Raw genomic sequence first — 12,703 nt, forward strand, 5'->3', positions numbered from 1 at the left:
GTGGGAGATCAGTGCTTTGGCCCGTGTTGGGTATTCGAGCCAGTCGCAGCGGTGCCTTGCGTCGCCGTATCGAGATCGGCCCGGATGATATCGGCCGTTTTCCCATAATGGAGCTGCAGCAACCGCTCGGCTTCGACGGTATCCCGGTCGAGCACGGCTCTCAGGATACGCGCATGCTCGTCACTGACCTTGCGCACACGAAAGGCCTTGCGGATCGAGAGCGCGCGATAGCGGTAGAGCCTATCGGCAAGCTGCTCGCAAAAGCCTATCAACGGCTTCGATCCACACCCCCCGATCAGCAGTGCGTGAAAGGCGCGGTGAAGCCTTTCCCATTCCGGATTGTCTTCGAAGTGCTCCGGGTTGAGTGAGCGCGGGGTGCGCTCCAGCCGGTGATGGGCGACCAGAAGCGCCTCTTCCCAGCCGGGCGTTGCATTCGTCATCGATTCCCGCAGCGCCAGCGTCTCCACCCAGCAGCGCGTTTTCGTCAGCTCGTGCAGTTCATCCAGGCTGATGGGCTTGACGAAGAAGCCGCGCTGCTCCTTTCCGATGACGAGATCCTCTGTCGTCAATCGGTTCAGCGCCTCGCGCAACGGCGTCTGGCCGGCATCGTAGTGCTCGATCAGGAAGCGCAACTGCAGCTTTCGGCCGGGCTCCAGGCGCGTTGAGAGAATGTCGGCCTTCAGCCGCTCATAAATGCTGGTTGCCAATGTCGCGGGGCTTTCGGCCCCTTTCTTCAGCAAGTTGACGGTCATGGTGCTCTCTGGCTTGCAAATCGCTTTTTATATACACGAGGAAGCAGCGGCGAAAAATTTATAAATTTTATCTTTACGACAAAAAGTTTGTACATTATGAGAGATCTTAGTGAGGGAGGGTCTAATGAGCGGAACGGAAAAGCGAGCGCCAGGCGCCTTTGCGAACGGCTGCGCTTGTTGCGGCATTGATATCCACTGTCACGTGGTGCCCGCACGTTTTCCGCTTCCGACAGGGGATGTCCCGATCCGCGGCTGGCCCTCGATGGTTGCCGCAGATGCTTGCCACGCAACGGTCGTCATCGATGACAAGCCCTATCGCACGGTCAGCGATGCCTGCTGGGTGGCTGAGCGGCGGCTGGAGGAGATGGACAGGACCGGTATCCGCATCCAGGCTCTATCTCCCATGCCTGAACTCTTCGGCTACTGGATCGAAAAGACTGCGGCCCACGACCTTTCCCGATACGTCAACGATGCGATCGCCGCGATCGTTGCCGAAGGTGAGGGGCGTTTTGTCGGACTCGGCGGCCTTCCTCTTCAGGATATTGATCTTGCGATTTCCGAGTTGCATCGCATGGTTGGCGAACTCGGTTTTCGCGGTGTTGAGATCGGCAGCAATATCAATGGCGTGCCGATCGGCGATCCTTGTTTCCATCCATTCTTTGCGGAAGCCGAGAGGCTTGGCGCCGCAGTCTTCGTGCATGCAGTGCGCCCGACCGGCATGGACAGACTGCTGGGGCCGGCTCCGCTTCAGCAGGTGCTCGGCTACCCGACCGATGTCGGATTGGCAGCAGCCTCCGTGATTACCGGCGGGCTGCTGCAGAAATTCCCGAAGCTGCGGATAGCCTTCAGCCACGGCGGCGGCACGTTTGCCTCGCTGCTGCCGCGGCTCGAACAAGGCTATTCGGCTTTCCCTGCACTCAATGAAATCATGCAGGAGAGCCCTGCTGTGCAGGCGCGACGTCTCTATGTGGATTCGCTGGTCTTCGATGCAGACATGCTGCGCCACCTGGTCACCGTGTTCGGCGAGGAGCGCGTGCTGCTTGGAACCGACTATCCCTTCAATTTTCGGGAGAAAGCGCCTGTCTTTCGCATCGAGGAAGCGTTTGCGGATGCAAGTTTGCGCGCGCGCCTGACATTTGCGAACGCACGCGCCTTCCTGGGCTTGGATGAGGTTTGATCCTATGACTGAATTTCCTGTTATCGCTTTACGCAGCGTGGAACTGGGTACGCCTGATCTTGCAGCATCTGTCGATTTTTATACCCGCGTCTGGGGCCTGGATGTCGTCGGCGAAGTAGGAGCCAAGATTTTCTTGGCGGCAACGGGCGATGATTTTCATGTGCTGGAATTAAAGCAAAGCGACCGCGCGGAATTGCGCAAGATCAGTTTCCGCGTCGGCACGGCTGAGGCGCTAGCGTCGCTTTTTGCAAAAACGATTGCCGCGGGCTGCACAGTCCTGCGCGAAATTGGACGCGCCGATGGACCGGCGGGCGGCGAGCGTTTCGTTGTCCGGGAGCCACAAGGCTCGGTGCTGGAATTTGTCTATGGCGACCGCCGCAAGCAAGGGCGCGTGGTTCCCAACCGGCCGGGGCGCCTCGCTCATGTCAACATTAACAGCACTCAGATCGAGGCTCTTTCGGAATTCTATCGCGATGTCCTGGATTTCCGTCTGACAGACCGGTCGAAACTCATGGCCTTCCTGCGCTGCAACGACGATCATCACGCGGTTGTGCTGGCCGAAGCTCCGGTAAATGGACTGAACCATGTCGCCTTCCTCATGCCTGACCTTGAATCCGTCATGCGAGGTTCGGGCCGTGTCGTCGATCACGGCTATCCGATCGGCTGGGGTGTCGGCCGGCATGGGCCGGGCGACAACGTCTTTGCCTATTTTGTCGATCCGCAGGGTGTGGTGATCGAATACACCGCCGAAGTCCTGCAGGTGGACGACAGCTACCGCGCCCGAGGCCCTGAGGAATGGGTCTGGCCGCCCGGCCGGACCGACCACTGGGGCATTGCGCCTCCAAAGAGCGACGCCTGCAAGAAGGCGCAGATTTCCATCGGATTTTCCGGCGTCTGACGCGCCCAGTAGACATTTGCAGAGGCATGCCTGTGAAGAACGACAGTGATATTTCGAACCGTTATGACGTGCTGGTGGTCGGGTTCGGCCCGGCTGGAGCCGTGGCTGCCGGCATGCTCGGCGCGCGTGGCCATTCTACGCTCGTCGTTGATCGGCTGACCGGTATCTACGACAAGCCGCGCGCCATCGCGCTCGACCACGAAATCCTTCGTCATTTCGACAATATGGGTATTGCCGACCAGGTGCTTCCCCATATCGCACCGTTCACGGCATCTCAGCACTTCGGCGCAGAAGGGCAGCTCATCCGCCGTATCGACATGGTGCCCGAGCCCTATCCGCTCGGCTATACCCCGAGCATGGTGTTTACACAGCCTCCTGTCGAGGCCGTGTTGAGGTGCCATGCCGAGAGCTTCGACTGCGTGACGATAGAACTTGGCACGGAAATGATCGATCTCGATCCACGGGCGGATGAGGTGGTCGCGACGCTTCAGGATTCGTCCGGCAAGAGCCGAAGGATCGCGGCAAAATATGTGGTCGGCTGTGACGGTGCCTCAAGCCGCGTGCGCGAACTGTCCGGAATGAAGCTCGAAGATCTCGTCTTCGACGAGCCGTGGCTCGTCGTCGATGTGCAGGTTCACGAAACCGCACTTGGCAAGCTGCCACAGACTTCGGCCCAGTTCTGCAATCCGGCGCGTCCCACAAGCTACATCATGGGGCCGAAGAACCACCGCCGGTGGGAAATCATGCTTCTGCCGGGCGAAGACCCGCGCGAGATGGAAAAGCCCGACAATGTCTGGCGTTTGTTGTCGCCCTGGCTTGTGCCGGAAGACGGCGAGCTGTGGCGTGCCGCCGCCTATCGTTTTCATGCGCTGGTGGCCGACGAATGGCGGCGGGGCAGGGTACTGATCGCCGGCGATGCCGCCCATCAGCAGCCGCCTTTTATCGGGCAGGGCATGTGCCAGGGCCTGCGCGACGTTTCCAATCTCGTCTGGCGGCTCGACCGCATTCTGAAGGGACAGTCTTCCGACGCGCTGCTGGACACCTACACCGTGGAACGCAAGCGGCATGTGCAGTCGCTGACCGGCAAGATCAAGGCGATCGGCCAGACGATCTGCGAACGCGATCCGGAGGCTGCCGCCGCGCGTGATGCCCGCATTCTTGCCGAGGGTGGCGGTCGGCCGCTGACGATTACTCGCCAGGAAATCGTCCCGCCCATCGAGGATGGCCTGATCGCAGGGGAAGGCACGCCCGCGCGAGGGTTGCTGTTCCCGCAGCCGATCATCGTCGAGGAAGCGGATCAACGGCTGATGGATGCTTTCACCGGACCGGTCTGGCGACTTGTGCTCGACGGCCGCCGGATCGGGTCGGCGGAGGGACGGGCACTCGCGGAAGCGATCGACGGGATCGTGGTGAAGGCTGTTGTGCCCAAAGGCGCAGACGCAATCGATCCGTCGATACTCCGGGAGAAGGCCGGCGTGCTTTCGGCCTGGTTCGACCGCCATGATGCAGTCGCCGCGCTCGTGCGTCCTGACCATTATGTCTTCGGCGCTGCCCGGAGCATCGAGGCGCTTCGCCAACAGATCGCCGATCTAAGTACCCGTCTCGCCTGACGCAGCGTCGGCAATTGCAGATTTCTTTGAGGTTCTGGGAGGAACATATGTCCGAGTCAACCGCCGATACCGCCAGCAAATGGCAACCTTTTGCCGTCCTTATTCTGCTTTTCCTGTTCCAGACGCTGAACTTCTTCGACAAGCTCGTCTTCGGCCTCTCCGCCGTGTCGATCATGAAAGACCTCGGCATTTCGCCGCAGCAGTTCGGCCTGATCGGCAGCAGTTTCTTTCTCTTGTTCTCCATTTCTGGCGTTCTCGTCGGCCTTTTCGTGATCGGTCGCGTCCCCGTCAAATGGATCCTCGTCATACTCGCCGCAATCTGGTCGATCGCGCAGATTCCGATCTATTTCACCAGTTCGGTCACCGTTCTGGTCGCCTGCCGCATCCTGCTAGGCCTCGGCGAGGGACCCGGACTGCCGACGGCATTGCATGCCTGCCATAACTGGTTCAGCCCGCAAAAGCGCAGCGTCCCGAGCGCCGTCGTGTTGCAGGGCATCAGTGTCGGCCTGCTCGCCGGCGGGCCGATCCTCACCTATGTCATCGTCCACTACGGCTGGCGCTCGGGCTTCCTTTTCTGCGGGCTGATCGGCATCGCCTGGATCATCGCCTGGCTACTGATCGGCGGCGAGGGGCCGCATGCGGTCGCGGAGAATGAAAAGGCCCGTGCAGCGGTGGGAGAGACCCCGATTCCAGCCCGCAAGCTTTGGCTCGACCCGACCGTGATCGGCGTCATCATCATGTCGACCATGTCCTACTGGATCGTCGGCATGTCGGCCACGTGGCTGCCGCCCTTCCTGCAGCAGGGTCTCGGCTATTCGCAGACTGAGACCGGCTCGATCATTTCGGCTGTTTATATCTTCCAGTCGCCGCTGTTGCTCATCGGTTCGTGGATTGCTCAGCGCATGCTTCAGAAGGGTGTCAGCAAGCGTGCCGCCCTCGGCAGCGCCTCGGGCTATGCGCTTCTCGTCAGTGGATTGGCGCTGATTGCTTCGGTTCATGTCAGCGGTCCGCTGCAACTGGCGCTGATCGCGATCGCTTTTGCCGCTCCGAGTCTGACGACGATCTATGGCCCGATCACGCTCGGTAGCGTCGCGCCGGCGGTCCAGCGCGGCCGGCTGATCGTCGTGATCTATTCGGCAAATGCAGTGTCCGCACTCGCATCCAACGCCGTCACCGGCATGATCGTGCAGGCAGCCGGGCCTGATCATGTCGCGGCCGGTTATGCAAACGCCATGCTGTTCACGGCCGCAATCCTCATCATCGGCGCAATTTCCGCCTTCGCGCTGATCTTTCCGGATCGCACCATCGAGCGCTTTGGCAAGATGACGCGCTTCACCGATCAAATGCAGCGGGTGTGAAAGCGCCCACCGCCCAGTCTGACCCCCCACAGGAGCAAGAACCATGAGACTGTCCACCGTCAAGATCGCCGGCCGCACGACCTGGGGCGTTGTCGAGGATGATCGCTTCCTCGATGCTGGCGCGGCTCTCGCATCGCGCTATGCCGATCTCAAATCGGCTGTAGCAGCCGGTCTTGCCGGCGTTGCCGAAGCTGCCGCCTCTGCTGCTGCCACGCCACTCAGTGAAATCGAATGGCTGCCGGTCATTCCCAACCCCGACAAGATCCTCTGCGTTGGCCTGAACTATGAAATGCATCGCAAGGAGACGGGGCGTGCGGAGGTGGAAAACCCGACGATCTTTGCCCGCTATGCCAATAGCCAGACCGGCCATCTCGCCCCGATCGTGCGCCCGAAGGTCTCGACCGAGCTCGATTTCGAAGGTGAGTTGGCGGTCATCATCGGCAAGCCCGGCCGTTACATCTCGCGCGATGAGGCCATTGGATACGTTGCCGGCTATGCCTGCTACAACGACGGCAGCGTGCGTGATTTCCAGCGTCATACGCATCAGTTCACGCCGGGCAAGAATTTCCCTGACACCGGCGCCTTCGGGCCGTGGATGATGACGCCGGACGAGCTCGGTCCGCTACCCGATCTTCGCATTCAGACGCGTCTCAATGGGACAATCGTGCAGGACGCTATCTTCGGCCAGATGATCTTCGATATCGCCCGGCAGATCGAGTATTGCTCCAGCTTCACGCGGCTGGAACCGGGTGACGTCATTGTCAGCGGCACACCGGGCGGGGTTGGTGCCAAGCGACAGCCGCCGCTGTGGATGAAGCCGGGAGACGTCGTGGAGGTGGAGATCGGCAGGCTCGGCATTCTCAGCAATCCGATCGTTGATGAATTAGGTTAGTATATGCTTACAGTTCGCGGTTGCGAACTGACGGGGATCGGCGGGCCGACAAGGTCCGCCGAAACACATGAGGCGGCGCAGTCTGCGCCCCTTCAGTTAGCCGGGATCGATTGAAATTCTTTCGGGAGGGATGCCATGAAACAGTTCATTGCCTTGTGCGCGATCGGATCGCTGCTCGCTTCAACAGCTCTGTCGCAGGAGCAGCCGGCGCTTTCGGCTCGCGTCGCCAAGACGCTGACGATTGACGGCCTTTCCTTCAAGGATCTCAATCGCAATGGCAAACTTGATCCCTATGAGGATTGGCGCCTGCCGGCTGCCGAGCGGGCTGCCGATCTCGTCAAGCAGATGACGCTGGAGGAGAAGGCCGGTCTCATGATGCATGGCACGGCTCCGTCTATCGGCCCCGGCTCCGGCATGGGGGTCGGGACCGAATATGATCTTGCGCGTGCCAGGGATATGATCGACGGCCGCAAGGTCGTGACTTTCATAACGCGGTTGGCGGGTGATCCCGCCCTATTGGCCGAGCAGAACAACAAGCTTCAGGAGATCGCGGAAGCTGGCCGGCTTGGGATTCCGGCGACGATCAGTACAGATCCGCGCAATCATTTCCAGTTCGTACTCGGCGCAAGCGTTTCAGCCGGGGGATTCTCGAAATGGCCCGAGACCCTCGGGCTGGCGGCCATAGGCGATCCGTCGCTCGTTCGGCGCTTCGGCGACATTGTCCGCCAGGAATATCGCGCCGTCGGTATACAGGAAGCTTTGTCTCCGCAAGTGGATCTTGCCAGCGAGCCGCGCTGGCCGCGCACCAACGGTACGTTCGGTGAGGATGCGCAACTCGCCAAATCCATGGCGGAAGCCTATGTGGCCGGGTTCCAGAATGGCGAGAACGGCATCAACAAGGACAGTGTCGTTGCCGTGGCCAAGCACTGGGTCGGTTACGGTGCGGCAAAAGACGGTTACGATAGCCACAACGTCTATGGGCGCCACGCGACCTTTCCGGGCAATAATTTTGCAGAACATCTCATCCCGTTCGAGGGAGCTTTCAAGGCGAAGGTCGGCGGCGTAATGCCGACATATTCGATCCTGGATGGCGTTACCCTCGACGGCAAGCCGCTGGAGCCGGTCGGCGCGGGATACAGCAAGCAGCTTCTGACCGATCTGCTGCGCGGTCATTACGGCTTCGACGGTGTCGTTCTCAGCGACTGGCTGATCACCAACGACTGCAAGGGAACCTGCCTGGATGGCGAGAAGCCGGGTGTAAAGCCGACTTTGAACGAGGAAACCTTCGGCATGCCCTGGGGCGTGGAGGATTTGAGCCGTGTCGACCGCTTTGCCAAAGCCGTCAATGCCGGCGTCGATCAGTTCGGCGGTGTCACCTCTTCCGATCTTCTCGTTCAGGCGGTGAAGGAAGGAAAGATCAACGAGCGGCGCCTCGATCAATCTGCAACTCGTATCCTTGTCCAGAAATTCGAACAGGGCCTCTTTGAAAATCCCTATGTCGACCCGCAAAAGGCGCAGGCAATCGTTGGCAATGCGGCATTTGCTGCGGAGGCAACCGCTGCTCAAAGCCGCGCCATGGTCTTGCTCGACAACAAGGCCGGTCTGCTGCCGGCGACGTCAGGCAAAAAGGTGTTCCTCTACGGCGTCGATGCAAAAATCGTGTCGGCACGCGGCTTTACTGTGGTGGCGGACGCCAAGGATGCCGACTTTGCGGTGGTGCGTCTTAACGCGCCGTATCAGCAGCCACATATGAACTATTTCTTCGGTTCCCGTCAGCAGGAAGGCGATCTGGATTTCAAGGACGGCAGTGCCGATTTCGAGGCTTTCAAGGAGACGGCAAGGCAGGTTCCGACGATCGTCACCGTCTATCTGGCCCGTCCGGCGATCCTCACGGGAATACGCGAGCATGCCGCTGCGATCCTCGCCAATTTCGGCGCAAGCGACGCGGCCTTGTTCGATGTGATCGAGGGCAAGCAGAAGGCGGAAGGCAGACTGCCCTTCGAGCTTCCTGCATCGATGGACGAGGTGCGCGCTCAGAAATCCGACGTGCCGCACGACACGTCCCATCCGCTCTATCCGATCGGCTATCACATGCAATACTGATATCGGGCCTGTCCGACTTGGTTTGGTAAGTCAGCCCGATGGTCGTCTGCAGCCGTTCCCGGCCAAGCTGCTGATCGATCCGGCAATTGCAATGTCGAGTTTGCACATTGGTCTCCCATCGTGTTGCGATGGGATACACCAGCTCACTGATATCTGCCTGAAGCCATAGGCAGGCGAGCAGTTCAGGCCCTCTTGAGGCGCTCTCTGAAAGCAAGCAGGATCAGACCGGCCATGGACGCAAAAGCCGCGCCGGCGACAAAGGTGCTGTCAGGTCCGATCCATTCCCAGAGCCCGCCGGCAAGGATGCTGGCGCATAATAGGGCAATTCCGGAAACGAGATTGAAGACCCCGAAAGCCGTTCCCCGCAGATTGCTCGGAGAGGCGTCGGCGACCAGCGTTGCAAAGATCCCTTGCGTGAAGCCCATATGGAAGCCCCAGAGCAAGACTCCCAGAGCCAGGCCAGGTAGCCCGGGAACGAAAGCCAGCGTCAGATCAGCTGCGACCAGGAGCCCGACGCCGATCAAAAGCAAGGTGACGCGGTCGACCCGGTCGGCAAGAACTCCGACCGGGTATGCGGATAGCGAATAGATGAAATTCATGCCGATCAGCACGAGCGGAATTAGCATGACTGGCATGTCGAGACTCTGGGCATCGAGCAACAGAAAGGCTTCGCTGAAGCGCGCAAGCGTAAAAATCGCCGCTACCCCCGTCACAAGCCAGTATGTGCCTGGAAGACGTAAGAGATCGGATTTTCGTAACGGAAATCTCGCGCTTTTGTCGCTGGGCGCCTTTGAAGGCTCCTTGACGAAGAAAAGAATGAGGCCGACCGCTACGAAGGCAGGGATGACGGCGGTCCAGAAAACCGTACTGAACTGATCCGAAGTCCACCACATGAGAAGCAGCGCGAGCGCTGGGCCGAGGAAGGCGCCGACCGTATCCAAAGACTGCCGCAGTCCGAAGCTTGCGCCGCGCACTTCGGGAGGTGAAATATCTGCGATCAGGGCATCTCGCGGCGCACCGCGAATGCCCTTGCCGATACGGTCGATGAAACGCGCTGCTACAAGCCAGCCGATCGACGGCGCAATCGGAAAAATCGGTTTGGTCAGTGCGGCCATCCCATATCCCAGCAGGACCAGAAGCTTTCGCTTGCCGAGCCAATCGCTTATGGCTCCGGAGAATACTTTCGTGATCGCAGCGGTGGCTTCCGCGATGCCCTCGATGATGCCGACGGAAAGCGTCGAGGCTCCAAGAACGGTCACCATGTAGACAGGAAGCAGAGCGTGGATCATCTCGGAGGAGATGTCCATAAAAAGCGAGACGAAGCCCAGCGCCCAGACGCCACCGGGTATGGCTGGTGCCGGTCGCCGGCCTTTTGCGTTGACATCGACCACTGGTGGATCCTTTCGGCGCATCTTGTTCAGCCGCCTTTATTCTCTTCGTTGGCTTCGAAAACCTGGCGTGCATAATCGTCGAGCAGGGCTTCGCAGGCTTTGAGCTTTTCGGCGGCCGACCTTGCCAATTGCGCGCCGTAGAAATCGAGCTTCTTGATGCGCTCGAACCACTCCTGGAGCTTCCTCAGATCGGTGTCTTCTTCTTCGAGTTCGGCATAGGTGAACTTCTGCTTCGATATCTCCTTCGCGATTTCCTTTTCGAAATCGTCGCAGCGCCCGATGAATTCTTGGTAGAGCTCATCACGATCTGCATTGAAGCGTTCGATCACTTTGTTGAGTTGAGCATCGTCGAGAGGTGCTGAGTCCAGCAACACGGATTCGCCACCCATCTCGGAGATATCCAGTTCCGACATCTTCAGCCGTCGTAGGTTCTCGTCGGTGCGGGGGAGGAGGCAAACCCCGTTCTGAAGATAGATGGCGCCCAAGCCCTTGAGGCGCCGCCACAAAGCGACCCTTCGAGCTGCAGGCTCCGAAGGCACCTTGTAGGTGAGCAAAATCCATTGGCTCAAAACGTTTCTCTTTGCTGTTACGATCGTTACATTTCATACATACCACATCGGTCATGAAATGGAACCTTCAACTGAACTTTTGGAAGAACTATTCCGTAGAAGATGACGCCGTCGTCTCTGCCTACAACGGCTGCTGCCAAAAGGACCGCGAGTGAGACTGGCGGTGCGCATCTTCGGACCGGCGTGCGGCGAAGCTCGCAACGATCTCACACGCGGCATGCAAGAGAGCGCAGCGTCGTTTTCGAGATCAGAGGTTTGTACCCTCTCGGCTGCGATCTCGACATCGCTATCGTTGATGAAATCCGCCGCGATAGGCGCAAAATGACTGTCGGATCTGCAGGTGCAAAGCCTCAGATCGGCTTTGGAAACGGTCAATTTCCAGCGTTCGTGACAGTGTCGGATGTCCAATCAGGCAGCTTGCGCCACTATTGGATCGAGGTTGCTGACGCTGCTCTTGCGAGCCGCAGGGCAGCGTCAGCAAATGCGTCAATTCGCCAGCAGTACGGGAATGCTGCGAACGGCCTCTTTTCCAGCTCGCGTGACGGAAATGCGTGCGTAGACGGCGTCCTTGATCTTGCCCTCCACGATCAGAGCCTTGCCAGTGCCTGACGTTGCAGTCTTCAGATTGCGGATCTGATAGTCCTCGGCCCTGGGGCCGATGGCCTGGACGACGACTGCCTCGGCTTCGGGCGGCTCAATCGCCGCGCCACCCTTGATGAAAAAGAGCTCCCAGGTCGCCGGATCGATCGGCTTGACCTCCACCTTGAGATCGTCATCGAAGCCCGCCACCGAACCTCCATTCGGCCCGACGACCGCGTCGATTGGTGCTGCACCTGGCAGATAGGCCTCGCGCGTATGGAAGTGAGTGCCATGCCAGACACGGACACGGACGCGGTAGGCGCCTTCGACCCGTCCGCTGGCGACGACGGTCGAACCGTCGGGACCGGCGGAGATCGCTAGCGGGTGGATCTTTCCGGAAAGGTCGATCGCATCCGCTTCGATCTCATTGAGAGGCGGCGCCTTGTAGTCGGTTACGCCTGCCTCGCTGAAAGCGATCTCCCATTTGTCGGCGCCCTTGCCGACAATATCGACCATTTGGCCATGGCCCATATGAATCGAAGGCTGTTCGGACATTTGACATTCTCCTTCCGTGATTTGCCAGTCTGTGGCGGTTTGCATTGCATCGTTATGAGCCGATCGCACTCACGCCGTCGCGGGAGAATGGACTCGTCGGTAATCAAATGTGGCCGGGGCAGGCAGGGTGCTTGCCTCCGCAGCAATGATGGATGGCATGATCGGTCGATTTTGCCCGCGTTGCATTGGCCCCAGGAACCTTCCTCGTGACTGCTCCGGCGCCGAAGATCAGAAAAAGGGAGAAGGCGAGCACAGCGGCACCTCTCTCCATATATCCGACACTGTCGAGTTCCGCGGCGCCGATTGCCGCCAGCCAGCCCGGCAACAGCATGACGAGGCTCCAGACGACTGCTGAAGCTATGTTCGCAAGCTGGAATCGCCGATGGTCCATCGCCATCATGCCGGCCACCAGGGGAACCGTTGAACGAACGGGGCCGAGAAAGCGCCCGAAGAAGACCGAGGAAGCGCCATGTCTGCGAAAGAAAAGACGGGCTCTGGCCATGCCGGATTTGTACCGGGCGAGCGGCCACCGATCGGCAAGGCCCCGCCCCGCCCATCGACCGATCCAGTATGAAACAGCGTCTCCAAGAATAGCGCCAATGATCGTTGCAGTGACGATGGGTATGGGCTGAACTGCGCCGGCACCGATAAGTCCTCCGAGAATGACCATCAACGCGGTGGCAGGGATCGCAAACCCGATTATGACGAGCGATTCCCCGAACGCGATCAGACCTGCAGCCAGGAACGCATACGTCTGGTGGTATTCGATAAAGTCAGCGATATGCCCGGCGAGCTGTTCCATTGGGGATCCTTCAGCGA

At 59.7% G+C, this 12,703-nt stretch carries 11 protein-coding genes; 6 read left to right on the top strand and 5 right to left on the bottom strand.

The window, feature by feature from the left end; translation table 11 throughout:
* Nucleotides 1-8: 8 nt before the first annotated feature.
* Nucleotides 9-752 carry a GntR family transcriptional regulator gene (locus tag GA0061103_RS17045; protein WP_092713124.1) on the bottom strand — a complete coding sequence of 248 codons (744 nt, stop codon included), beginning with the start codon at nucleotides 750-752 and terminating at the stop codon, nucleotides 9-11.
* Between the two features lie 124 nt (nucleotides 753-876).
* Here GA0061103_RS17045 and GA0061103_RS17050 point away from each other — a divergent pair, with 124 nt between their 5' ends.
* From GA0061103_RS17050 to GA0061103_RS17075, 6 genes are all read left to right on the top strand, one after another.
* Complete coding sequence (locus GA0061103_RS17050) at nucleotides 877-1,929, top strand: amidohydrolase family protein (protein ID WP_092713126.1); 1,053 nt, start codon at nucleotides 877-879, stop codon at nucleotides 1,927-1,929.
* Nucleotides 1,930-1,933: 4 nt separating this feature from the next.
* A complete protein-coding gene (locus tag GA0061103_RS17055; protein ID WP_092713128.1) occupies nucleotides 1,934-2,827 on the top strand; it encodes a VOC family protein in 894 nt (297 codons plus the stop codon).
* Between the two features lie 26 nt (nucleotides 2,828-2,853).
* Complete coding sequence (gene mhpA / locus GA0061103_RS17060; RefSeq protein ID WP_092713130.1) at nucleotides 2,854-4,437, top strand: bifunctional 3-(3-hydroxy-phenyl)propionate/3-hydroxycinnamic acid hydroxylase MhpA; 1,584 nt, start codon at nucleotides 2,854-2,856, stop codon at nucleotides 4,435-4,437.
* Nucleotides 4,438-4,484: 47 nt separating this feature from the next.
* Nucleotides 4,485-5,795 carry an MFS transporter gene (locus GA0061103_RS17065; RefSeq protein ID WP_092713132.1) on the top strand — a complete coding sequence of 437 codons (1,311 nt, stop codon included), beginning with the start codon at nucleotides 4,485-4,487 and terminating at the stop codon, nucleotides 5,793-5,795.
* Between the two features lie 43 nt (nucleotides 5,796-5,838).
* A complete protein-coding gene (locus GA0061103_RS17070) occupies nucleotides 5,839-6,687 on the top strand; it encodes a fumarylacetoacetate hydrolase family protein (RefSeq protein ID WP_092713134.1) in 849 nt (282 codons plus the stop codon).
* A 135-nt stretch (nucleotides 6,688-6,822) separates the two neighbouring features.
* Nucleotides 6,823-8,790, top strand: coding sequence for a glycoside hydrolase family 3 protein (locus tag GA0061103_RS17075; RefSeq protein ID WP_092713136.1), 1,968 nt, complete (start codon nucleotides 6,823-6,825; stop codon nucleotides 8,788-8,790).
* 182 nt (nucleotides 8,791-8,972) lie between these two features.
* Here the strand turns inward: GA0061103_RS17075 and GA0061103_RS17080 are convergent, their stop codons facing one another.
* The 4 genes from GA0061103_RS17080 to GA0061103_RS17095 form a co-directional block, all read right to left on the bottom strand.
* Complete coding sequence (locus GA0061103_RS17080) at nucleotides 8,973-10,181, bottom strand: MFS transporter (protein ID WP_092713138.1); 1,209 nt, start codon at nucleotides 10,179-10,181, stop codon at nucleotides 8,973-8,975.
* Between the two features lie 26 nt (nucleotides 10,182-10,207).
* A complete protein-coding gene (locus GA0061103_RS17085; protein ID WP_092713140.1) occupies nucleotides 10,208-10,750 on the bottom strand; it encodes a Chromate resistance protein ChrB in 543 nt (180 codons plus the stop codon).
* Between the two features lie 486 nt (nucleotides 10,751-11,236).
* Nucleotides 11,237-11,884, bottom strand: coding sequence for a hypothetical protein (locus tag GA0061103_RS17090; RefSeq protein WP_092713142.1), 648 nt, complete (start codon nucleotides 11,882-11,884; stop codon nucleotides 11,237-11,239).
* A gap of 103 nt (nucleotides 11,885-11,987) precedes the next feature.
* Complete coding sequence (locus GA0061103_RS17095) at nucleotides 11,988-12,686, bottom strand: DedA family protein (RefSeq protein ID WP_092713144.1); 699 nt, start codon at nucleotides 12,684-12,686, stop codon at nucleotides 11,988-11,990.
* Nucleotides 12,687-12,703 lie beyond the last annotated feature (17 nt).

Origin of the sequence: Martinezella multihospitum (genome assembly GCF_900094585.1) — a bacterium.
Classification (GTDB): Bacteria; Pseudomonadota; Alphaproteobacteria; order Rhizobiales; family Rhizobiaceae; genus Rhizobium; species Rhizobium multihospitium.